Annotated in this window: 18 protein-coding genes; 12 read left to right on the top strand and 6 right to left on the bottom strand. The window is 62.6% G+C overall.

Translation table 11 applies throughout. From position 1 onward, the window contains the following. The first annotated feature begins 5 nt into the window (after positions 1-5). Genes H3V09_RS08505 through pknB form a run of 5 tightly spaced genes read left to right on the top strand, consistent with a single transcriptional unit; the run spans position 6 to position 7,741 of the window. Positions 6-1,598 carry a BofC C-terminal domain-containing protein gene (locus H3V09_RS08505; RefSeq protein ID WP_198191663.1) on the top strand — a complete coding sequence of 531 codons (1,593 nt, stop codon included), beginning with the start codon at positions 6-8 and terminating at the stop codon, positions 1,596-1,598. After that, complete coding sequence (locus tag H3V09_RS08500) at positions 1,595-3,136, top strand: FtsW/RodA/SpoVE family cell cycle protein (RefSeq protein WP_198191662.1); 1,542 nt, start codon at positions 1,595-1,597, stop codon at positions 3,134-3,136. Before H3V09_RS08505 ends, H3V09_RS08500 begins: the two co-directional genes overlap by 4 nt. After that, positions 3,133-4,596 carry a peptidoglycan D,D-transpeptidase FtsI family protein gene (locus H3V09_RS08495; RefSeq protein WP_198191661.1) on the top strand — a complete coding sequence of 488 codons (1,464 nt, stop codon included), beginning with the start codon at positions 3,133-3,135 and terminating at the stop codon, positions 4,594-4,596. Before H3V09_RS08500 ends, H3V09_RS08495 begins: the two co-directional genes overlap by 4 nt. Beyond that, on the top strand, positions 4,593-5,585 hold the full coding sequence (locus H3V09_RS08490; protein WP_046322149.1) for a serine/threonine-protein kinase: 993 nt from the start codon (positions 4,593-4,595) through the stop codon (positions 5,583-5,585). The genes H3V09_RS08495 and H3V09_RS08490 overlap by 4 nt, the downstream gene beginning before the upstream one ends. Beyond that, entirely contained in the window at positions 5,582-7,741 is a 2,160-nt protein-coding gene (pknB, locus tag H3V09_RS08485; RefSeq protein WP_198191660.1) for a Stk1 family PASTA domain-containing Ser/Thr kinase, read from the top strand. The genes H3V09_RS08490 and pknB overlap by 4 nt, the downstream gene beginning before the upstream one ends. 466 nt (positions 7,742-8,207) lie before the next feature. Here the strand turns inward: pknB and H3V09_RS08480 are convergent, their stop codons facing one another. Together H3V09_RS08480 and H3V09_RS08475 are read right to left on the bottom strand one after the other, a co-directional pair. Further along, positions 8,208-9,323, bottom strand: coding sequence for a class E sortase (locus H3V09_RS08480; RefSeq protein WP_198191659.1), 1,116 nt, complete (start codon positions 9,321-9,323; stop codon positions 8,208-8,210). After that, positions 9,324-10,079 (bottom strand): DUF881 domain-containing protein, encoded by a 756-nt coding sequence (locus tag H3V09_RS08475; RefSeq protein ID WP_046322142.1) that lies wholly within the window; start codon positions 10,077-10,079, stop codon positions 9,324-9,326. A gap of 90 nt (positions 10,080-10,169) precedes the next feature. On the opposite strand from H3V09_RS08475, the gene crgA reads away from it, so the two are divergent. After that, positions 10,170-10,616 (top strand): cell division protein CrgA, encoded by a 447-nt coding sequence (gene crgA / locus H3V09_RS08470; protein WP_046322141.1) that lies wholly within the window; start codon positions 10,170-10,172, stop codon positions 10,614-10,616. Between the two features lie 379 nt (positions 10,617-10,995). Here crgA and H3V09_RS08465 read toward each other — a convergent pair whose 3' ends face one another. After that, positions 10,996-11,757 carry a rhomboid family intramembrane serine protease gene (locus tag H3V09_RS08465; protein ID WP_198191658.1) on the bottom strand — a complete coding sequence of 254 codons (762 nt, stop codon included), beginning with the start codon at positions 11,755-11,757 and terminating at the stop codon, positions 10,996-10,998. Positions 11,758-11,911: 154 nt separating this feature from the next. Between H3V09_RS08465 and H3V09_RS08460 the strand changes: the two genes are divergently transcribed. Both H3V09_RS08460 and H3V09_RS08455 read left to right on the top strand, forming a co-directional pair. Continuing rightward, complete coding sequence (locus H3V09_RS08460; protein ID WP_046322139.1) at positions 11,912-12,142, top strand: hypothetical protein; 231 nt, start codon at positions 11,912-11,914, stop codon at positions 12,140-12,142. Between the two features lie 133 nt (positions 12,143-12,275). Continuing rightward, positions 12,276-12,695, top strand: a complete 420-nt coding sequence (locus tag H3V09_RS08455; RefSeq protein WP_121913226.1) for a sterol carrier family protein — start codon at positions 12,276-12,278, stop codon at positions 12,693-12,695. 27 nt (positions 12,696-12,722) lie between these two features. Here H3V09_RS08455 and H3V09_RS08450 read toward each other — a convergent pair whose 3' ends face one another. Then, complete coding sequence (locus H3V09_RS08450; protein ID WP_198191657.1) at positions 12,723-13,106, bottom strand: DUF3073 domain-containing protein; 384 nt, start codon at positions 13,104-13,106, stop codon at positions 12,723-12,725. Between the two features lie 153 nt (positions 13,107-13,259). Between H3V09_RS08450 and trpS the strand changes: the two genes are divergently transcribed. Then, positions 13,260-14,345 (top strand): tryptophan--tRNA ligase, encoded by a 1,086-nt coding sequence (gene trpS, locus H3V09_RS08445; protein ID WP_198191656.1) that lies wholly within the window; start codon positions 13,260-13,262, stop codon positions 14,343-14,345. Here trpS and H3V09_RS08440 read toward each other — a convergent pair. Further along, complete coding sequence (locus tag H3V09_RS08440) at positions 14,342-16,279, bottom strand: threonine/serine ThrE exporter family protein (RefSeq protein WP_415873517.1); 1,938 nt, start codon at positions 16,277-16,279, stop codon at positions 14,342-14,344. The two genes, trpS and H3V09_RS08440, sit on opposite strands and share 4 nt — an antisense overlap. A 306-nt stretch (positions 16,280-16,585) precedes the next feature. On the opposite strand from H3V09_RS08440, the gene H3V09_RS08435 reads away from it, so the two are divergent. The 3 genes from H3V09_RS08435 (at position 16,586) to H3V09_RS08425 (ending at position 22,798) form a co-directional block, all read left to right on the top strand. Continuing rightward, the gene (locus H3V09_RS08435; RefSeq protein ID WP_198191654.1) at positions 16,586-19,345 is read left to right on the top strand and encodes a phosphoenolpyruvate carboxylase; all 2,760 of its coding nucleotides are present in this window, start codon (positions 16,586-16,588) and stop codon (positions 19,343-19,345) included. Positions 19,346-19,632: 287 nt separating this feature from the next. Beyond that, positions 19,633-19,950, top strand: coding sequence for a hypothetical protein (locus H3V09_RS08430; protein WP_198191698.1), 318 nt, complete (start codon positions 19,633-19,635; stop codon positions 19,948-19,950). A 16-nt stretch (positions 19,951-19,966) separates the two neighbouring features. Continuing rightward, positions 19,967-22,798 (top strand): InlB B-repeat-containing protein, encoded by a 2,832-nt coding sequence (locus tag H3V09_RS08425; RefSeq protein WP_198191653.1) that lies wholly within the window; start codon positions 19,967-19,969, stop codon positions 22,796-22,798. 309 nt (positions 22,799-23,107) lie between these two features. Here the strand turns inward: H3V09_RS08425 and H3V09_RS08420 are convergent, their stop codons facing one another. Then, the gene (locus H3V09_RS08420; protein ID WP_198191652.1) at positions 23,108-23,479 is read right to left on the bottom strand and encodes a hypothetical protein; all 372 of its coding nucleotides are present in this window, start codon (positions 23,477-23,479) and stop codon (positions 23,108-23,110) included. Positions 23,480-23,842 lie beyond the last annotated feature (363 nt).

Raw genomic sequence — 23,842 nt, 5'->3', positions numbered from 1 at the left:
CGCCCATGACCAGGAACGATGCGAGCCAAAAGCTGTTCCTCTACTCCACGGCGGTTTCAGACGTGGGGTACGTGCGCAGCAACAACCAGGATTCGGCCTTCGCCGGCGAGCGCCTGGTGGCCATGTGCGACGGCATGGGCGGCCACGCAGGCGGGGATACGGCCTCGACCATAGCCATCCGATCCCTGGCTCACATCGAACGCGACGACCGGGAACAGGACGTGCAGTCCCTGGCTCGGATGATGGAGACCTCGGTCATCGCGGCCCATGACGCCATCGTGGGCAAGGCCAAGCGCGAACACCGGCTGTCAGGCATGGGCACCACGGTCACGGCCCTGGCTCTGGCCAACGACTCCTGGGTGCTGGCCCATATTGGGGACTCCCGGGGTTACCTCCTGCGGGAGGGCAAGTTGATCCGGATGACCCAGGACCACTCCTACGTGCAGCACCTGATCGACACCGGCCGCATCTCCCCGGCCGAGGCCCGCAACCATCCTCAGCGCAACGTGGTCATGCGGGTCCTGGGGGATTTCGACATCGACCCCCGCCCGGACATCTCCATTTCCAAGGCCCTTCCAGCAGACCGCTGGATGATCTGCTCGGATGGTCTCTGCGGCGTTCTGGAGGACTCGACCATCGCCGAAGTGCTGTCCTCGGTCTCGGACCAGGCGGAGTGCGCCCAGCAGCTGGTCACCTTCGCCCTGAAGGCCGGAAGCACCGACAACGTTACCGTGGTCATCGCCGATGCCACGCTGGCCCTGGACGCCGATGCCTTCGACCTGCCCCATCAGACTCCTCTGGTCGGTGGCGCGGCCAGCTCCAACCTGGAGGCCCTGGCCGACATCCTGGATGAGCCCGTAGCGGCCGCACCGCGCCTGCGTGACGAGTCCCGGGAGTCCCCCGCCAAGCGGGCCGCCGACCTGGCCCAGGACCGGGACGCCGACAAGCAGGAGGACGAGGATGGCGACGGCCGCACCGCCCAGCCCTCGGCTGCCCGCGAGGAGAGCGGCGAACGGCATGTGCCCGACACCAGCGAGATCCCCATCGTCCACAAGAAGGACGGCTCAGACTCTGCCGATCCCTACGATCCAGATGTGGCCGATGCCATCCACAAGGAGCACCTGGAGCAGCGCAAACGCCAGCGCGCCCGGCATCGGCGGATTCGGCTGATCCTGGCCGGCATCATCACCCTGGTGATCCTTGCCCTGGCCGGAGGCACGGCGGCTGCCTATCGCTGGAGCCAGGAACAGTACTACCTGGGCACGGACCAGGGCCGTGTGGTCATCTACCAGGGCGTGCCCACCAAGGCCTTCGCCCTCTCGCTTTCCCACCCAGTGCAGACCACGGACATCGCCGTCAAGGGGCTTCCCCAGTCCTGGCGTGACCAATTGGAAGAAGGCATCACCGTCTCCAGCATGGACGACGCCAAGGAGCACGCCCGTCTGATCCGGAAAGAGGCCGGCGACCTCAAACGCGAGCAGGCCAAGGAAGCCAAGGAAGCCAAGGAAGCCAAGGACGAGTCCGGCCAGGCGACGACTTCCCCCTCAGCCTCGCCCTCACCGTCGAAAACCGACCAGAGCGGGCGGCAGCAATCATGATCATCACCCGTCTGCGCCGCATAGGCCTTCTGCTCTTCTCCCTGCTGGTGGGGTTCATCGGATTCTTCCAGATGTTCGCCCGTGCGGCGGGCCGCTTCCCCGGTGACTACGCAGCCCTGCTGGCAGTCACCGCCGCCCTCTTCATCGCCCTCTGGGTCCTGCTGGAGATTTTTCAGCCTTACGGCAGTCAGGCCATCCTGCCCAGCATCGTCATCCTGAGCTCCCTGGGCATAACCCTGATCACCCGCATAGATCTGCGCAACGCCCGGATTGGCCAGCCTACACGAGTGGGCTTCACCCAGCTGATCTGGCTGTGTCTGGCCCTGGTCCTGTGCGGGCTGCTGGTGGTGCTGCTCAGGGACTATAGGCTGCTACGCCGCTTCTCCTATGTGAGTATGGTGGTGGGCCTGGTCCTGCTCCTATCACCCATGCTTCCCGGCATCGGCCGCGAAATCGGCGGCGCCCGCATCTGGATAGGCATAGGGTCTCACACCCTGCAGCCCGGCGAATTCGCCAAGCTCTTCCTGGCCTTCTTCTTCGCCGCCTACCTGTTCGACCACCGAGACCAGCTAGCCGTGGGCGGCAAGAAGTTCCTGGGCATGCGGCTGCCCCGAATCAAGGACTTTGGCCCCATTATCATCGTCTGGCTTATTTCGCTGGCCGTCCTGGTCATCCAGCATGATCTGGGCACCTCGCTGATGTACTTCGCCATGTTCGTCTCCATGCTCTATGTGGCTACCGGCCGCACCAGCTGGATCGCCATAGGCGCGGTCTTCTTCGTCATCGGGGCTGTGGCCGCCTCCATGATCTTCGCCCATGTGGGTGCCCGTGTGGACGCCTGGCTGCACCCCTTCAGCGATGCTGAGTTCAGCAAGGCCTTCGGTGGGTCCGGCCAGCTGGTGCGCGGCATCTTCGGCCTGGCCGCCGGCGGGCTGACAGGCACCGGCCTGGGCCAGGGACGCCCCTGGATCACCCCCCTGGCCAACTCCGACTTCATCTACACATCGGTGGGCGAGGAGCTGGGGCTGAGCGGCCTGCTGGTGGTCCTGGCCCTCTACCTGGTCATCGTGGCCTCGGGCATGATCACGGCCATGAAGATCAAGGATGGCTTCGGCAAGCTCCTGGCCTCCGGTCTGGTCTTCACCATGGCCTTCCAGGTCTTCACCGTGGTGGGCGGTATCACCCTGGTCATCCCCCTGACCGGACTGACCATGCCCTACATGGCGGCGGGCGGCTCCAGTCTGGTGGCCAACTGCATCCTGGCCGTCCTGTTGATCATCATCTCCAACGCGGCCAACAAGCCTGCGCCGGAGGTCAGCTCGGACACCTTCAAGTACGAGGCTCTGGCCGTCCTGCGCCAGCAGGAGACCAGCAAGCGCAACAGCCAGGACGACTCGGACCCCGACTCAGACTCTGACGACCAAGAGTCCCATGATCGTCATGCCGGGCCGATCGAGCAGACCGACCAGGACGAGGAGACCGACCTGCCAGCCACCGGCCGCATCCCCGTCCGTCAGGTCCGAGGAGGTGGACAGTGAACAAGGCCTTGCGTCAACTCTTCAACGCCGTCATCGTCCTCTTCGTCATCCTGGGGCTTTCCAGCTCCATCATCATGGTGATCCGGGCGGAGAGCCTTAACTCGGACCCCCGCAATCTGCGTGCCCTGTACCACGAGTATGCGGCACCCAGGGGGGCCATCCTGACCTCGGACGGCGCCGTCATGGCCCAGTCCGACCCCATCAACGACTCCTTCCAGTACCAGCGGCACTACCACAAGGGGCCCGTCTACTCGCCCATCACCGGCTACTACTCCATCACCAGCCCGGCAGACCGAGGAATCGAGGCCTCGCGCGACCGTCTGCTGAGCGGGCAGTCGGACAGCCTGTGGATGGACCGGGTCAAGTCCCTCTTCACCGGCACCCAGAACAAGGGCGCCTCCATCGAGACCTCCATCAATCCCAAGATGCAGGAGGCCGCCTACGCCATGCTGGGCAACTTGTCCGGTTCGGTGGTGGCCATCGAACCCTCCACAGGCCGCATCCTGACCATGGTCAGCACACCGAGCTACAACCCCGAAGACCTGACCGCCCACGACAGCGGCGATGCCTCCCAGGCCTACCAGAAGCTGGCCTCCCGTTCCGACAACCCCATGCTCAACCGGGCCACCTCGCAGCTGTATCCGCCCGGGTCCACCTTCAAGGTGGTTGTGGCCGCCGCCGCCCTGGAGTCCGGCCAGTATCACCCCGATAGCCAACTGCCGGCCGGGGCCTCATACACATTGCCCGGCACCAACTACAATCTGACCAACACCACTGCAGCAGCCGGCGGGGTCAACGGGAAGATCAGCCTGGAGGATGCCCTGGCCTACTCATCCAACACGGCCTTCTCCCAGCTAGGGGTCACCCTGGGCGGCAAGACGCTGGCAGCGCAGGCTCGCAAGTTCGGCTACGGCTCCACCATCACCCTGGACGGGACCACCTCCACAGGACGGCCCATGAAGGCCGTGGCCTCCAAATTCCCCGAGGACCAGTCCCAGGACCGGATCGCCCTAGCTTCCATCGGCCAGGGAGACACCCTATCCACCCCACTTCAGGCTGCCATGACGGTCGCCGCCGTGGCCAACGGCGGCAAGCTCATGCAACCGACCCTGGTGGACCGGGTGCGCTCCAGCGACCTCAGCGTCATCAGTGAGACAACGCCCTCGGTCTACTCACAGGCCTTCTCATCGGACACCGCCAAGGCCCTGACCACCATGATGGAGGCAGTAACCACCAAGAGCTACCCGGAGCTTGAGATTCCAGGCGTACAGGTGGCCTCCAAGTCCGGCACAGCCCAGATCGGCACGGGCAATACGGCAAATGACGGGTGGATGGTAGGATTCGCTCCGGCCGACAAACCCAAGGTAGCCGTAGCCGTCGTGGTGCATGGAATCTCCTCCTATGGCATAGACATTGCCGGACCGATTATGAAACGCATCATGCAGGAGGCTGCCAAGTGAAACTGGTACAAGGACAGCTCATCCATAGACGGTACCGTCTGGACCGTCGCCTGGCCCAAGGGGGCATGGGCGAAGTCTGGAAGGGCTATGACATCGAACTGGGACGAGTTGTGGCCATCAAGGCCCTGCGCGAGGATCTGACCAACGAGGAGTCCAAGCTGCTGCGGCTGCGGGCCGAGGCGCACAATTCCGCCAACCTGGCCCACCCCAACATCGCCGCCCTCTTCGAGTACTACGAGCACGACGGCATCGGATTCCTGATCATGGAATACGTGCCCAGCCAATCCCTGGCAGACATCTATCGGGACCGGGGCGCCCTGGACCCCATCGAGCTGCTGCCCATCCTGATACAGACGGCCCGAGGACTCTACGTGGCCCACTCCCACGGGGTCATCCATCGGGACGTCAAGCCGGCCAACATCATGGTCTCCGACACCGGCGAGGTCAAGATTACCGATTTCGGGGTCTCCTACTCCACCAACCAGGGGCAGATCACCCAGGACGGCATGGTAGTGGGCACAGCCCAGTACATCTCGCCCGAGCAGGCCCAGGGCCTCCAGGCCACCCCCCAGTCCGACATCTACTCCCTGGGTGTGGTGGCCTACGAGGGGCTCTGCGGGCACCGGCCCTTCACCGGCGCCACCCCGGTGGACATCGCCGCAGCACATGTCAACGACCCTGTGCCGCCACTGCCCGACTCGGTGGACAACCAACTCATGAACTTCGTCATGTCCATGCTGGCCAAGGACCCGCGAGACCGCCCGGCAAATGCCCTGGTGGTCTCGCACACGCTGGCCAGGATCGAGCAGCGGCTGCTGGACCAGCAGCTGGGTGAGACGGAGGTCATCGACCCGCGCGCACCCATGCCTCGACGCATTGTGAGCAGGCCACACGCGGCAAAAGACATCTTCAGGCCCTTCTGGGGGCACTATGGAGAAGGAAGCGCACAGCGCGGCCTTGAAGCGACGAACGGAGGGGATACCCTATGAGCATCACACTGCCGCCGTCCCTAGCGGACGGACGTTACCGTCTGGGACAGCTGATCGGACGCGGTGGCATGGCCGAGGTCCACAAGGCTGTGGACACGCGTCTGGGAAGGACGGTCGCGGTCAAGATCATGCGGTCCGATCTGGCCAACGACGAGGTCTTCCTATCGCGGTTCCGGCGAGAAGCTCACTCGGTCGCCCTGCTCAACAACCCCAACATCGTCTCCATCTACGACTCGGGCGAGGAGATACTGACCGACGACCAGGGCAACCATGAGCGGGTGCCCTACCTGGTCATGGAGTACGTCAAGGGACAGACCCTGAGGTCCATCCTCAAGGAGAACGGGGCCCTGAGCCAGCGCGACAGCGAGCAGGTCATGCTGGGCATGCTGAGCGCCTTGGACTACTCCCACCACATGGGGGTCATCCACCGGGACATCAAGCCCGGCAACATCATGATTTCGGAGCAGGGCATCGTCAAGGTCATGGACTTCGGCATCGCCCGGGCCATGGACGATTCGGCCGCCACGATGACCCAGTCCCAGGGCGTAGTGGGTACGGCCCAGTACCTGAGCCCTGAGCAGGCCCGCGGCGAGAGCGTGGACATGCGTTCCGACCTCTACTCGGCCGGCTGCGTCCTCTACGAGATGCTGACCGGACGGCCGCCCTTCAACGGGGATTCGGCCGTGGCCATCGCCTACCAGCACGTTACCGAGGTGGCCACCCCGCCAAGCACCATCGTGCCTGGCCTGCCGAAGATGTGGGATTCCATCTGCGCCAAGGCCATGGCCAAGGATCGTCAGAACCGGTACGCCACGGCCGCCGCCTTCAAGAGCGACATCCTGGCCTTCATGAACGGCGGGACCCCGGTGGCTGCCGCCTTCAACCCGCTGACCGACCTGGCCAACGTCAAGGCCCGCAAGGATGCCGAGCAGGGCACCGAAACGGCCACCATGCCGCTGACTGAAGAGGAGACGGCCGCCACCCAGGCCTTCAACCCTGTTCAGGACCCACTCAATCCGGCCGCTGCCACCGATCTCGCCACAGCTGAGCGCACGGCCACCAAGGCGGCCCAGCAGAAGTCCAAACGGCGCAAGAAGATCATCATCGCCGCCATCGTGGCGGCCTTGCTTCTGGTGGCCGCCGGACTTGGCGTGACCTATATGAGCCGAAACCGCCATCAGATGGCCGAGGTGCCCACCATCAATGCTCAGATGTCGCGAATTCTCGCCCGTGAGAAGGTCACCGCCGCAGGCTTCAATTACCAGGAGAAGGAGGACCATGACTCGGCCGAGCCCAAGGGGACCTTCACCAAGCAGAGCCCCAAGGGCGGAAGCATGGCTCCCAAAGGCTCCACAGTGACCGTCTGGTTCTCCTCCGGGCCCAAGGACACGGCCATTCCCGACGTCAAGGGCATGAACCAGCAGGAGGCCCGCAAAGCCCTGGAGAAGGCCGGATTCAAGGCCTCTCCCGCCGCCTCGGTAGAAGACAGCCAAGACGTGCCCAAGGACCATGTGACCCGCACGGATCCCGCCGCCGGCCAGAGCGTGGCCAAAGGAACCAGCATCCTGCTCTACATCTCCTCGGGCATGACCAAGGTTCCTGATCTGTCTGGCAAGAGCAAGGACGACGCGACCAAGACCCTGCAGAGTCTGCACTTCAACATCACCATCCACGAGCAGGCCTCCAACACCGTGGCCAAGGACGTGGTCATCAGCACCGACCCGGCTGCCGGATCCTCCATCCAGCAGGGAGCCATGATTACAGTCACCGTCAGCAGCGGCATGAAGCTGGGTTACTACATCGACATGACCCTGGGCGAAGCCAAGCGCAACCTGGGCCAGGGGGTCAACATCAAGGTCAACGGCCCCAACAACGACAACGCCGTGGTCACCGGCCAGGATCCCACCTCAGGCGCCTCCTTCGACAAGTCCAAGGACACCATCACCCTGACCACGGCCATCAGCGTCCCAGTCATCGCCCCGGGCGAGACCTTGGGCAGCTACCGGCAGAAGCTGACCAACAGCGGTGTCAGCGCCGACAGAATCACTTCTGTCGGCAAGGACACGGACAAGGTGACCGCTGTAAGTCCCGGAGCCGGCAGCAAGGTGGACGACAACACCCCCATAACTGTGACCACCGTCAGCTCCACCAACTGATCGTATGACCCGGCGGCCACAGCCTTGCCGCCGGGTCATATAGTTGGGTCATAAAGAGCCAGGCAGAGTGAATACGGGATGAATTAGAGCGATGGCTATTAGTCCGCGTCATTAGGGTGAGAACCGAGACTTTCGGCCACAAACATCAGTCATGACTTCTGCTGACAGACCAGAGCTCCAAGCGTTAACCGCCAGGACCCATCAGCCAATCCGTAACGGTTGATCCATAACTGCCGGACTGGCCGCTTGCCAAGTCGCGTCGCCAGATTGCGACAAACCCGCATTGACTTGCAGCACTGCGTCATCAGGACCATGGCCGCTGGAGAGACGTAGACAAGACCTTTGCCTCTGCCTTTGCCTTTGGCAATTACTTCTGACAGTCGGCAAGACATGACTATCAATAAGCGGCGGGGTCGCAGAATCACACTGGATCCTGCGGCCCCGCCGCTTTTCCACGCCGCCTAGATCAGAAAGCGGAGTAGTTGGATATCTGTCTGAGCCAGGGCACGTTGCTGGCCAGCCATGGGAAGCCCCATTCCATCAAGGCACAGGTCAGAGCCAGCAGGAACAGAATCAGCAGAAGCCAGCGAATCGGAGCTATGCCGGACTGGTGCCGCAGCAGCCAGCCGTAGAGGCTGATCATCGGCTGTGGCTTCTCGCCCTTGCGAATCTGCCGCAGCAAGGGGTAACGCCATGCGACCAGGGCCGCCAGGTAGATGATCAGATAGGCTGCTACCAAAACCAGGAAGACCGGTTGCAGGGAACCCACCCTGGCTATGACCGAGCCCTTGTCGTCTGCAAAGGCCACCTTGCTGCCTCGGTCGCCAAGCAGTTCCTTAGGCACCCCGTCGGATACCTTGGCCCAGTAGCCGAATTCGCCCCAGCTGATCCAGCGGTGGGTGGCCGTGGTGTACTTGGGCTCACAGGTGGTCAGTGTAATCATGCGCCGATCTGGAGCCTCGTTGGGCGAATAAGGGTTGGGGGCGATGACGCTGACCTCGTTGGCAGCCACGATCTTGTAGCGGGTGTAGTGGTAGACGTACCAGTAATCCTTGGTGCGCAGGACGATGGCATCGCCCACACGCAGCTGGTCCACATGGCCCAGCGGCTCACCATAGCCGGCGCGGTGTCCGGCAATAGCCATGTTGCCCAGCTCGCCCGGCATCTGCGTATTGGAGTAGTGTCCCAGTCCCGCGTAGGCCAGATCCCTGGGCGACGTGCCCTGAACCACGTTGCGTTCCCAATGCTGTCCAAAACGAGGAATGTAGATCTGGGCCATCAGATCGCCCTCTGAGGCGTGTTCGGGCTGTACCGGCGGCATTCCGCTCTGAGGCTTGGCCACCTTTCGGGTATCTCCCGATCCCGGGTCGCTCCAAGCGGTCGAGGCACGGGTCTCCAACTGCTGATGCTCGGACTGCACACCGGTCCACCAAAGCTGCCAAACCACGTAGAGGGCACAGATGACGGCCAGCGTCATCAGCAGCTCCCCCACGATTTCTGCTATCCCAACCGGCCACTTTCGTGGCTTATCGGCAGGTTTATCAACCGACATCCAGTCATTCTCCGAGTCTTCTGTCGTCATTTACCGTGCCTTCTCATCTAGAGATGCATACTGGAGTGGCTGCAGGACAGCCGTCGTCTCAGGGAATCTCAGATTGCCCGAAGATTCGACATTCCATCCCAGACCTACCGTATTCACGTACTCCTTGTAAATCTGGATGGATGGCGAAGCATTCAGGGACTTGGTCATCCGATCGACTGGTCCTATGGCCGAAATTTTATATGGCGGCGAGTACTTTCGACCGTGCAGCAGCAGCACATTGCCCACGCATCGCACGGCCGTGGTGGGCAGGACACGCTGGTCCTGGATTCTCATGGACTCGGCTCCCCCGGCCCAGAGCGCGTTGACCACACTCTCCACATCCTGCTGGTGGATGACGTAATCATTGATGTTGGCCGTCGATCCGTCGGACCCCACCTTCTGCTTCCAGAGCGGGGAATCATCGAGGGTTACCGTCAGTCCCGGCCCTTGGACGGCCTTGAGCACCGTGCCCGAACCGGGGTCCTCACGGGCCTGGTCCGAGTTGCCTTTGTCGTCGTCGGTGATGGTCTTCAGAGCGTTGATCTGCGAGCTCATGTCATTGATGTCCTTGCGCAGCTCCGCAGCCTTGTTCTCGCGCTCTTCCACCAGCCCGGCCGTATCCGAGGTGACCGTGACCGTCCTGTTGACACGGATGTTGGTGGTCAGCATGTACCCGACCAGGGCCAGCACCACAGCCACGGACAATGTGCCGACCAGGGACCTGCGTGCTCCGTGCCGTCCCGTCCGTCTGGTCATAGGCATACCCTCATCCTCGTCTGCGATAGTATTACGTTCGAGTCTAACCGCTACTATGGCTTAGTAGATCTAATGAAGGAGAATAACCTCATGGCAGAGCATCAACTCCATGATGACGAGGACGAGGCGGTGGACGAGGCCAAGAAGACCCAGGCCGAGGCCGAGAACAAGACCGCTGGCGCTGGCGAGGATGCAGAGGACGAGGAGTATGGCCTGTCCATGGACAAGGTGGAGGCCGTGCTCAACGAGAGCGTTGACAAAAAGCACATGACTCCGCAGATGCGCCGCATCGTGCAGCGTCAAGAAGAGAACACCCGCCGCGTGGAAGACACCATCAAAAGCACCAAGGCCAATCCGCGCTGGTTTGTGCCTCTCTTCGTCACGCTGATGGTAGTGGGCCTGATTTGGATCGTGGTCTACTACATCGCTTCCACCAGGGGCAATGTCTTCCCAATCCCCGGCATCGGCAACTGGAACCTGGCCGTAGGCTTCGGCATCCTGCTGGTCGGCTTCCTCATGACCATGTGGTGGCACTGATCCAGCTGCTTTACTCTTCAGGAACCCTGCAACCGCCCAGGCACGGATGTGGGGTTCTTTGCATATCCATCCATCCCAGAGCGTCAGGCATGTGTGGATTCAATTTCCCGGCTCCACCTATTTCATCCACTGTTTCGAGACTCAAACCAAAGTTATCCACAATCGCCCGAATTTATCGTGGACAGCTTAAGACACCTGTCCACAACCCTACTGCTGATTGGGTTCTGTGTTTACTTATCCACTTTTTGCCGATATATATGCACCAGTTCTGGTTACTTATTCCCAGGTTATCCACACGATTGTCAACAAATGTGGATAGGTGACATCCATGTCATTTATCTATCACGGAAGGTGTAAAGCAGCAGACAGCTGCTGATTGTCAGCGCATGGGGTTGAACATGTTGCAACCCAGAGCCAGCAGGACCAGGACCACCAGGAAGATCAGCATGGGCAGCAACCAGGAGAGTAGGCCATGCACGCGCGAGCCGGGCCGGCCCATGTGCAGCAGGGCCAGCATGAAGAGGCCGCCGACTATGAAACCGCCCACATGGTCCTGCCAGGCAATGCCGGGCACGAACAGGGGCATGCAGAAGTTGATGGCCATCCAGACCACCATGGAAACGATGTCAATCCCCAAACGACGATAGACCACCAGGATGGCGGCAAAAAGTCCGAAGAGCGCGCCTGAGGCCCCGATGGCCGACGTGCCCCAGCCATTGGGCGCCAGGACCGCATAGACCATCAGCCCCAGGTCTCCGCCCAGCCCGCTGATCATATAGAGCGCCAGGAAACGCCCATGCCCTATCAGATTTTCCAGCACCGGCCCCACAACCCACAGGGTGATCATGTTGAAGAGGATATGCGAGACATTGGTGGCGTGCAGAAATATGTTGGTCACAAACATCCAGGGCTCATGAATGGCGGTAATCGGCACGAAGGCCCAGTAGCCCAGCAAAAGCCGCTGGTAGCGAAGCGGAGCCAGCAAATACAGGACCATCTGGATGACCCAGGCCACTATGCAGATCAGGGTGATGGCCACGGTCACCACCGGAGCCTGGTCGCCCCAGTGCCGCCGGATCCATCCCAGCGGCCCCCGACCATTCCCTCCGCCTGCGAAACTGGTGCCAGTGCCATTGACCATGAACCATACCTTACCTGACCGTCCGGCCCGGGGTGTGCGGTTTCCGTGCCGCAACGGCACCGATGTGCCCCACAGTTCACCGCTTTCTACTAGGATGTTGACTAGGTCGGTCGAAGTGGGCAGGACCGACGAAAGTCGTCGAAAGGAGCCAAACATGGAGAATTCATCTTCAAACGGCTGGAAGTTCTTTGCACTGCTCTTCGGCACGCTGCTGGCCGGCGTTGTCGCTCTGTTCGTATACAAGCAGCAGAACCCGGATTACGATCCCTGGGAGGAGCCTTGGGAGAACAGCTCATCGCCAGTCGACCTGGGCCTGGCCAAGGATGAGGAGGACAAGGGGTCTGAAGATCCCGAGGCCCCTCTGCAAGCGGGCGCACAGGCCTGACCGTTCCGGTCGGGAAGGAATCCGACCCAGCGTCAAGAACGTGAGGGCAACGGGTTCCTTTTTTCATGCCTGATTTTGGCTTGATCGCAGCCTACCGGACACGCCTGTTGGGGCGGCGCGTCACAATGGAGCCATGAGTGCCATACGGGAAGCAGACATGGAAGAAGGCCGCCGGGATTTTCTGGCCTGGCGCGATGCGGCCAAGGAGGCTGCAGGCAATTTAGGCCCGGAGGGCAACCGCCTGACAGTGGCCCCGCAAACCGATAGGCGCAGCAAGGCCATGGCCGTCCGCTATTCCCTGCATATGCTGGAGATCAAGGCCCCTGGTCCCGGCGTAGAGGTCAGGGTAGCCCCCTGGGGAGCCATCAAGATTTTGGACGGGCCTGCGTCCGACCCGCATAACCTGACTCCGCCTGACGTAATCGAACTGGACCCGGATGTCTGGTTGCGGCTGGCCGCTGGCATCACCAGCTGGAGTGAAGAAGCCGCCGCCGGGCATATCAGCGCCGTGGGCGAGCGCGACGATCTGCACGAGCTACTGCCACTGGTATAACCAATAGTCGGCCACCTCTGCGGCCGGCTACTTGCTCGACGACCCCTTTGCTGCGGTCTTCTTATCTTTATGGTGTTTGAGCGCGCTTGGCACGGGGATGGGTATGCGCTTGTGCGGCTTGGGCGTAGCCGGCATCTCCCCAGAGGTGGCCTTGGCAGCAGCCTCGGCGGCCCACCGGGCATAATCACTCAGATCATCGTCCGGGGAATCCTCGGGGTCCTGGCCCCCCGATTTGCGCGAATCCGGTTTGGAGTATTCCTCTTCAACCATTTTGAAGGGATCTTTGCCCCTGGTTCCGGGTTCCTTGCTGCTGAGCTCTTTGGCCAGCTCGTCGTAATCCGTGTCCGTTGTCAGATATTTGAGCTTCCGGGCTATTTTCGTCTGCTTAGCCTTCTGACGTCCGCGGCCCATCCGACCCCCTTCGCCAGGTAACGTGCACTTAGGCAACTTGAATGTGAATTTGCATCATTTATGAGAGTACCACCTACGCATCTTGTCGGCTCGGACTTTTACCATAAAAGCAATTCCCAGAAGGACATTCGGCACGACGACGAGGGTGGGACCATGCAGGAAGAAGTCACAGCGGCAGGCAACGAGATCAGCGACAGCTTCAGAGCTGCCAAGCATCGGTCCGACCAGGTGCTGGCCGAACTGGACAAGAATCCTAGCCGCTACACCATGCTGACCGGCGACCGCCCGACCGGCAGGCTTCACCTGGGCCATTATTTCGGCTCCATCCGCGAACGTGTCCAGATGCAGAATCGCGGCGTGCACACCAACATCGTCATCGCCGACTACCAGGTCATCACCGACCGGGACACCACCGAGCACATCCGCGACAACGTGCTCAACCTGGTGCTTGACTATCTGGCTGCGGGCATCGACCCCAAGAAGACCATGATCTTCACCCATTCGTCCACCCCTGCAGAGAACCAGCTGCTGCTGCCCTTCCTCTCGCTGGTGACCGAGGCGGAGCTCCACCGCAACCCCACCGTCAAGGCCGAGATGGAGGCCAGCGGCCACGCTCTTACCGGCCTGCTGCTGACCTACCCGGTCCACCAGGCCTGTGACATACTCTTCTGCAAGGCCAACGTGGTCCCCATCGGCAAGGACAACCTGCCGCACGTGGAGCTGACCCGGACCATCGCCCGTCGCTTCGACGAGCGCTACCCCGGCCAGGCGCCGGTCTTCCCCGAGCCTGATGCCATCCTGTCTGACACCCCTGAGATTCCTGGTCTTGATGGACGCAAGATGAGCAAGTCCTATGGCAACTCCATCATGCTGGGCGCCACCGCAGAGGAGACGGCCAAGCTGATCCGCAAGTCACCCACCGACTCCGAGCGAAAGATCACGTTCGACCCTGTGAACCGCCCCCAGGTCTCGGCCCTGCTGACCACGGCCGGCCTGGTGACCGACCGGAAGCCCGAGGAGATCGCCGAAGAGATCGGCGATGCCGGCTCAGGCGCCCTCAAGGCCTACGTGACCAAGTCCGTCAACGAATTCCTGGCACCCCACCGCGAGCGCCGTGCCGAGCTGGCCAAGGACATGGACACCGTGCGCGACATCCTGGTCGAGGGCAACAAGCGGGCCAACCAGATAGCCGAGGAAACCCTTGATCAGGTCCGCTCGGCCATGGGCATGCGCTACTAGACGTCGTACCGCCAGGAGCGGTCGGTCAGCACCCGGGCCGTGACCAGGCCGATGGGCAGGCAGATGATGACCATGAAGGCCCGGAAGGCCCAGTCCAAGGCGTTGAGCGTATTGAACTGCCCCAGATAGAACATGGCCCGGTACATATACAGGCCAGGCACCATGATGACGATGGATGGCACGGTCAGGCTGATTCTTGGATAGCCCAGGTGAGGCGGCAGCAGGCCGTGACGGACCGAGGAGCGCCAGACCGTAGCCAGCATGCCGGCCAGGAAGGCACCCAGAAAAGCGGCCATCTCCGGAGGGACATGAAGCAGGTCCTGCATCTCCAGGCGCATGGTGTCGGTCAGAGCGCCGATGACGGCGGCCACCAAGGCCATGCGCTGGGGTGAGTTGAAGAGGACCGAGAAGCCCCAGACCCCGCAGAATGCTGCAATCATGCGCAGTCCGGCCATCAGCAGGGGACTCAGGTTCATCGGTTCAAAGCCCTGGGGGTTGAGCATGACCATCCGCGCCACGGCCCAGCCTCCCAGTGTGGCCACCAGGATGATCGAGAAGGCGTAGGTGATGCGCTGCACCCCCGAGGGAAAGTCCAGCTTGGCGATGTCCAGGCCGCCGGTGACCAGGGGGAAGCCGGGAATGACGAAGAGAATAGCGCCGATGTAAGCCGTGTCGTGCCTGAGGGCCACTGGATCGAAGATACCCACCAGCCTCAGCGTGCCGACGCAGGCCAGGGCGGCGATGATGACCGCCACCCCGGTAGCGAAGAACTGGTTGATCCGCCTGCCCAGCATCTGTCGACGCACCCACTGGCCTATGCCAGCGCCGACAAAAGCTCCAGCCATGTCATAGGGACCGCCGCCCAGCAGGAAGACGAAGGCTGCGCAGGCCACGGCCGAAGCGAAGCCCGAGAAGAGGGGCGAGTAGAGGGGCTTGCGTCGCTCGATCAGGTCCAGACGCTCATGCGCCTGCCGGACCGTGATGCCACCCCTTGCCTGCGGCTTTGGGGACGCTGATTTGTCAGAGGAGGCAGGCTCATCGGAAAATGCAGCCTTTGCGGAGTCTGTTGCCTCTCTGAACAATGCGGACCCGTCGGAAGACACCGGCTGTTCGGAGGGTGCCGCACCCTCGGAAGACTTGGCCTTTTCATGTGCTTGGCCTTGGGCTGACGCAGGCCGTCCAGACCCAGGCTGCTCAGACGCGGAGTCGCGCCCTTGGCTGGTTGCAGATGATCCAATGGCTGCGCAACCAGCGGCACTCGAATCTGAATTCTCAATCGCGTAGGCAGCAGAAACAGAAGCAGCTTTGGAATCTTCGGAATCCTCCAAGGCTGCGGCGGTCGGCGTGGCCTCCGGCCGAGGCGTGGAGCCTACGGTGCCCAGACCGGCGGCCGTCCTGGTGTCTATGGCCGCCGCATCGATCCGGTTCTGGCTGATCTCGTCCTCGTTGTGCACGGCGGTGGCCACCGCATCCTTGAACACCTTGGCCGCATCCTGGTCCTGGGCCAGCACCTCCTTGACCGCCTTGCGGGCCGCTGCGTAGACGTTCGGCTCGTCCAAGTTGTCCACCAGCTCCCTGGAGACCACCGACATGGCGTGGTAGGTCCCCGCCTGCCCGCACTTGACGCTGAGCCAGTCCGCGAAGTGCTCCAGGAGCCAGATCCGCTCGGTGTTGACCCCGGTGGTGGGCAGGTCCACCACCTCGGTGATCCGAGACACGCCATCCGTGCAGGTGGCCTCGATGTCGGTCAGGTTCACGTCGGCTCGCACATGCACGCCCATGGGGTAGGCAATCCTGTGCATCATCTCGCGCACGCGGAAGCTTCCCGTTCCAGCCCCCAGCTCCAGCATGCCCACCCGCACAATCAGGCTGGTCTTGGCCGCGATGCAGGCCTCGACGATAGGCTTGTCGTAGTCGCGTTCAATATCCTCCATATCCAGCGGAATGGAGTGGGTGTGGTACTTGCTCACCCGTCTGACCTCGGCTGCGGCCCTGCCGCGATAGCTGTCCTTGGAACTCCTGCTCTTGAATTTCACACCCACATTCATACTCCACCCGGGTCACGTGAGCTTGCACCGCCGCATGGGACCATGAAACGTATTCGACCTGAAAGCGTCCTAGAATGGGCCGCGAGCCATCGAACCGAAGGCTGTGGGCCTGCAACGCCGACCACCAATAACCGCGGAGGAGCCGTGGAATGGCCGAAGACCGGGCAACCTGCGATTCGACAAGGAGGACTGATGACAGATAGTAATCAGCAAATCACGGCTGCCGATGCGACCCTGGTCACATCCGGCACCGGGACCAAGGGGCCGGAGGAACGCAAGCTGCCTCAATCGTTGGATGAGGACATGGCCTTGTGCCTGCGGTTGCTCAGGGATGTGTTGGGGGAATTCGATCAACAGCTGCTCAAGCGCTTCGACTCCCTGCGCGAGGACGTGATGACGGCCAGCGCCGAGCACTTCAACCGCCACCCCTCGGACCCCGTGCCTGACGAGGACGGCCTGTCCAAGGCCGTAGCCCTGATCGACGACACCTCAGTCAAGGATTCCCAGTTGCTGGCCCGCGCTTTGACCACCTACTTCCATCTGGCCAACCTCTGCGAGGAGAACTACCGGGTGAAGGTCCTGCATGAGCGCGAGGGCAAGGTGGACCTGAAGGTCAAGGGCACCGACCCCATCAACGAGATGACCAGCGCCTACAGCCAGCTCCTTCAGGAGATGGGCCCGGCCAAGGCCTCGGAGCTGCTGGAGAAGCTGGAGTTCCACCCCGTCTTCACCGCCCACCCCACCGAGGCGCGGCGCAAGGCCGTGGAGGGCAAGATCCGGCGCATCGCCAACCTGCTGGCCGTTCGCCGCGGCCTGGGCGGTTCCGAGCTGGAGGAGAATGAGCGTCTGCTGCACAACGAGATCGACGCCCTCTTCCGCACTTCGCCCATCGCAGCCAAGAAGCCGACGCCCGTCGAAGAGGCCAACACTATTTTGGACATCTTCGACGCCACGCTCTTCGAGACCATTCCCAAGGTCTACCGCCGCTTCGACGACTGGATGCTGGGCAAGAAGGCCGGCATGGTCAAGCCCGTCTGCCCTGCCTTCTTCCACCCGGGCAGCTGGATCGGTTCCGACCGCGACGGCAACCCCAACGTGACCGCCAAGGTCTCTCGCAAGGTGGCGCGCAAGTTCTCCGACCACATGCTTGAGGCACTGGTCAAGGCCACCACCACCGTGGGCCGCAATATGACCATGGAGGTGACCACCACCCCTCCCAGCTCCGAGCTGAGGAGCCTGTGGAGCCACCAGAAGGAGATGAGCGAGCGCCTGACCGACCGGGCCACCACCATCTCGCATAACGAGCTTCACAGGGCCGTGGTTCTGGTCATCGCCGATCGTCTGCAGGCCACCATCCAGCGTGACGCCGACCTCATGTATGCCGACTGCGACGACTTCATCGCCGACCTGCGCGTGGTCCAGGACTCCCTGGCCAAGGCGGGCGCGGTCCGTCAGGCCTACGGCCCTCTGCAGGATCTGATCTGGCAGGCCCAGACCTTCGGCTTCCACATGGTGGAGATGGAGTTCCGCCAGCACTCCCTGGTCCACGCCCGCGCCCTGGAAGACATACGCGAGCATGGCCTGCACGGCGAGCGCGGCGAGCTGCAGCCCATGACCCACGAGGTGCTCGACACCTTCCGGGCCCTGGGAGCCATCCAGAAGCGCAACGGCCAGAAGGCCGCCCGCCGCTACATCATCTCCTTCACCAAGTCGGCGCAGAACGTCAAGGACGTCTACGAGCTCAACCGGCTGGCCTTCGAGCATGCCGAGGACGTGCCGGTCATCGACGTGATCCCTCTGTTCGAACAGCTGGAGGACCTGCAGAATTCGGTGGACGTGCTTGAGGAGATCATCAAGATCCCCGAGGTCCAGGCCCGACTCAAGGAGACCGGCAACAAGATGGAGGTCATGCTGGGCTACTCCGACTCCTCCAAGGACGCAGGCCCTGTCTCGGCGACCCTGGCCCTGCACTCCGCCCAGGAGCGCATCGCCAAGTGGGCCGAGAGCCATGACATCGACCTGACCCTCTTCCACGGACGCGGCGGCGCCGTAGGCCGTGGCGGCGGCCCTGCCAACCGGGCCGTGCTGGCCCAGCCTGTGGGCTCGGTCAACTGCCGGTTCAAGCTGACCGAACAGGGCGAGGTCATCTTCGCCCGCTACGGCAACCCGGTCCTGGCCATCCGCCACATCGAGTCCGTGGCTGCGGCCACCCTGCTCCAGTCCGCGCCCAGCGTGGAGGAGCGCAACACCACCATGACCGAGAAGTACGCGGACATGGCCGACAAGCTGGACCAGGCCGCCCACGAGCGCTTCCTGGACCTGCTGCACACGCCGGACTTCGCCCCCTGGTTCTCCATCGTGACGCCCCTGAACGAGATTGGCCTGCTGCCCATCGGCTCCCGGCCGGCCAAACGCGGCCTGGGCGCCAAGTCCCTGGACGATCTGCGGACCATACCCTGGGTCTTCTCCTGGGCGCAGGCCCGCATCAACCTGGCCGCCTGGTACGGCCTGGGCACCGCCTGCGAGAAGTTCGGCGACCTGGAGACCCTGCGTCAGGCCTACGAGGAATGGCCGCTCTTCAGCACCTTCATCGACAACATCGAGATGAGCCTGGCCAAGACCGACGAGCGCATCGCCAAGATGTACCTCTCCCTGGGAGACCGGGACGACCTGAGCCAGAAGGTCCTCTCGGAGATGGAGCTGACCCGCAAGTGGGTTCTGCAGATCGTGGGCGACGAGTGGCCCCTGCAGCACCGCCACGTGCTGGGCCAGGCCATCCGGATCCGCTCTCCGTATGTGGATGCCCTGTCGGTGACCCAGGTGCGCGCCCTGCGGGCCCTGCGTCGTCGCAACGACAAGGAGGAGCTCAGCAAGAGCCAACAGGCCGACTTCATCTACCTGATCCTCTGCACCGTTTCGGGAGTCGCCGCCGGCCTGCAGAACACCGGCTGATTCCAACCTGACGGTTTAAGGATGTGGGCCCCGTTCTCTTGCGAATAGCAGGAGGCGGGGTCTTGTTGTATCCGCCTGCCCTCTCACGTGACCTTGTTTGTGTTGTTTGTGTGCAGGGGTGGTAGGGTGAAAACAGGGGATGTCGAGAAGACGGTCGGCTTCCGCCATGGTTCCTCCAATCTGATGCAGGGCGGGCGTTGACAGGCAGAAGAGCTTTCCGGCAAGAAGAATTTTACATAGACAGGCGGCGTTGATACCGCTTAGTGTCGGTGAGGGGGTTTGGTTTCATGCATCTGGTTTCCCGGCTGCGTCGCATCATGGCCATGATGGTCGTCCTGCTGGGCCTGCTGGCAAGCCTGGGTATCGCATCCGCCCAAGCGGACGCTCCTTTGCTTAGCGGGGGTAGGGGGTCACCAGACCCCTCAATAGCTGAGCAAAACCCCGCCACGCTCCCCCAGCAGCGCAACAGACACCCCACTTTCTTCACCCTCGCCAATACAAGCCACCACGTCATTAAACCCCTCACCAAGTCCAAACACCCCGTCATCGCCGACGGGCACGCCCGACAGCCCAGCATCAGCTCCCGCCAAGCCATCCCATGCTGATAATCAGGCTTCGCACATGGTGCGTTTCGACCCGGCCAACGGCAGCAAGCCAACACAAGCGACCGTGAAGACCGGCACCCTCGCCGTTGCCCCGCAACAGAACCCCCAACGTCCCGATTTCCGGTTCGACGGGTGGACTCATGACGGCTTGCCCTATGACTTCCAGACCCCCATCCTCCAGGACACGACCCTGAAAGCCCAGTGGTCGAAGACCACGGACTGGACGCTGAGCCCCGACCACGGGCCCGCCTCCGGCGCGCGACTGACCATCAGCCCACCCGACAGGCAGGAGCCTCAATTCGCCAGCATCCAAGCCGCAGGAAACCAGTTTATCGGTCTGACCGGCGACGGCCGCATCCACGCCTGGACGCAGGACAGCACGCCCAAGCAGGTTCCCGCCCCCGCCCAGGCTGCCGAAGGGTTCCGCTACCTGCAGGTTGCAGCCGGCAACCATTGGCAGGCGGCCCTCGGATCCGACCAGCGGATCTACACCCGGACCAGCCAGCAGTCGATGCCCACGATCCTCGACACCGGCCAGGACACCAGGTTCACCAGCATCAGCATCAACGACGACCGGCTCCTGACCGTGGACCGGCAGGGACAGGCCCACACTTTCCAAGCCATACAGGCCGGCAGCCAGAATCAGAATCCACAACTTATACAGCAGGCCGCAACCAGCCTGCCTGGAAATGCGCAGGCCGTCACCGCTGTCGCCTCCGGCAGCCGGATCCTCATCGTGGACGCTGACAGGCAGGCCTGGACCTGGGACACGGCCAATACCGGAAACGCCAAGCCCGCACGCGTCAAGCAGGACCCGGGCATGCGCACCGTCCAAGCCCAAGCCCTCAGCCGAGGGTTCCTCCTCATGGACACGGACGGGCAGGCCTGGTACCTGTCCAACAGCACAGCCAGCATGACCTCAGTCGGCCTACCGGACGGCGCCAAGGCTAGCCAGATCACAGCCAACAAGGACCAGGCCATGATCACCGACAAGGACGGCCGTATATGGGCTTGGAAGCCCGGCGAAACACCCATCCGGGCGGACGACGGGAGCCAGCAGTACATGCAGGCCGCCAAGGTCGGCAACAGGATCACCGCCATCGACCGGCAAGGCAGCATGTTCACGTGGAGCCCGGACCATCAAGGCAATCCAGACAAGCCAGCAAGACTCGACACCGGCACCGCGCCCACACTGGAATCAGCCAGCATGGATGGCCAACCGCTCAAACTCACCAGGAGCAACGACTCATGGCAGGCGGACATACCCGCCCGCAATCCTGGGCCAGCCGCCATCCTCATCACCGGCAGGCAGGACGGCCAGCCCTTCACCAGAAGCCTCAACTACACGGTCGACCAGCCGCTGACACGAGACATCGAACCAAGAGCCACGCTCACGGTCCACTTCGACACGGGCGGAGGAAGCCCCGAACCAGCAGACCAGAATTTCACCACCCCGTATGGGAGGGTGAAGCGGCCTTCCCCCGACCCGGTGCGCGAAGGCTTTCTGTTCGACGGATGGTTCACCGGACAGGTCGCCTACGACTTCAGCAGGCCCGTCACCAACAACATGACCTTGACCGCGAAGTGGACGCCCGCAAGCCGGAACAACACGTGGAGCATCAGCCCCAGCCAGGGCAGCCAGGCGGGCGGCGACCCCACCACCATCACCCCGCCAGACAGCGCCAGCCGAGGCATCAGGTTCAGCCAGGTCAGCGGATCACTAGACAGCAGCTTTTCCCTGGCGGTGGACAGCGACGGAAACGCCTACGCATGGGGAAGCAACTACTATGGCCAGCTCGGCGACGGGACGACCGATAAGCGGACTACGCCGGTAATGGTGAGCAAGCCTGCAAACACGCCTCCGGATTTCACCTACATACAGGTCAGCACCGGAAGCACTCATTCGCTGGCCCTGGGCAGCGACGGAAACGCCTACGCATGGGGATACAACAACTCTGGCCAGCTCGGCGACGGGACCTACAACAACCGGAAAACGCCGAACATAGTGGGAAAACCAGCGGACTTCGCCTACGTACTAGTTAGCGCCGGAGGCAGTCATACTCTGGCCCTGGGCAGCGACGGAAACGCCTACGCATGGGGAAGCAACTACTATGGCCAGCTCGGCGACGGGACGACCACCGAGCAGAATACGCCGGTCAGGGTGCGCATACCTGTAGGTGCGCCGACGGATTTCACCTACGTGCAGGTCAGCGCCGGAGGCAATCATTCGCTGGCCGTAGGCAGCGACGGATACGCCTACGCATGGGGATGGAACGGAAATGATGGCCAGCTCGGCAATAACAGCACAACGGATTCGGCTGTTCCTGTGCGCGTGCGCGACCCCGCCAGCCCCACTGATACAAACAAAGGGCTGAAAGTCGTACAGGTCAGCGGTGGATACCATTATTCGCTGGCCATGGGTAGCGATGGGAACGCCTACGCATGGGGATACAACTACTATGGCCAGCTCGGCAACAACAACACCATTGACACGAATGTTCCTGTGCCGCCGGTGTTCAACCTGCAGCTTGCGATCACCGGCGTCAGATTCGACCAGACCCCCGTATCAGAACTGAAGCCCGGCGTTGGCGGCAGCGTGACCGTGACTACGCCCGCGCACATGCCGGGCACGGTCACCGTCAGCGTGGACTACACGATAGGCGGCGCAGCCCAACAGCCGGACACCTCCCTCAAATACACATACCTGGCTGCAGGCGTGCTCCCAAAGGCAGGCGGGGAAGGCATCCTGCTCGCCCTGGCCACCGGCATGACCAGCATGGGCGGGGTCCTGGCATCCCGACGCCACCAGAGAGAAACACGCCTGCTGTCGCACACTACACACGAGTAAGACGAGCCGCGGGCGGATCAATCCCCCCGCCCCCGGCCCACAAAAGGGGGCAGGGAGGCCGGTGTCAGTCAAGGCTCAACCCCAAGTGAGCCGACACTCCCTCCCGCGCCCCCACCACACTTCCGCCTGCTGGAGTTCAAGGCAGGCATGAACGCCCCGCCCCGCCTGGAAGGGGAGGGAAACACGGCTGGGCCAGCCGTGGGCAGAAACCCGCAGCCGGCCTGGCCGCTGTTTACTTAACCTGTCAACCATGAGTTCCGCCGACACTGGATCAGGCTGCCATAGTCATTGCGCGATGATAAGGTTGTATCACTGTACAAAGACGCGGAAACGAATTAGCTGCACCGGCTGCTGGGGAGTCAGTCGGTAGAGTTCTTGGGAGGCTCTGTAAATGGCGTTATCGAATATCCCCCACTGTACTTCGCACGAGTAAGGTCGGATTCCCATCACTGCAATCCGGCGAACTGGCGGCTGTGCCCATCCCAACCGAGCACGGCCGTCATCTACTTCTAAAACGGCGGAAAGATACCCGTCGTAGCGATTGGGCATGTCCGAGAGCTCCAGGCCAGCCGGCTGATACCAGGAATATCGGCGGGTGCCGGCATTGTAAGTCCAGATCTCATGGCAGTCGTTGACTAGACAGTCCGACGGAATAGCCTGGGCGCCACCGGTCGCGGCCATGGCCAACGCCTGCCGGAGCTGGTCCTCCTGGGCGCCGGTTAGGCTGCCGGGCGGGCCGAGAAGAAGAGCGGGGTGCCGGTCCGGTTGATCTGCATAAAGCCGATGCCCAGGTGTCCTACCACGTTGCAACCCTGGACCAGCATTCCGGTCTTAGCGGTCTGCTCGAAGAGGCCCGGTAGAGCTGTTTGACCGCTGGTAGCTCACTCCTCCAGCTAAGCGATGTCCTTACGGATGTAGTCCTGGGCCTGTGGGCGCTGTCTCCCTGTCGGCATCGGTGGTCAGCGTAATCCAGCCCGGCTCTCCCAGGCTAAGGCTGGTTGGGTTCATGATTCAGTGCTCCTTCATTCCTGCGGTGCGGCATAT

The organism is Bifidobacterium sp. M0399 (assembly GCF_016100595.1).
Lineage (GTDB): Bacteria > Actinomycetota > Actinomycetes > Actinomycetales > Bifidobacteriaceae > Bombiscardovia > Bombiscardovia polysaccharolytica.
The sequence above is the reverse complement of the archived record's forward strand: the minus strand, read 5'-3'. Positions and strand labels throughout refer to the sequence as shown.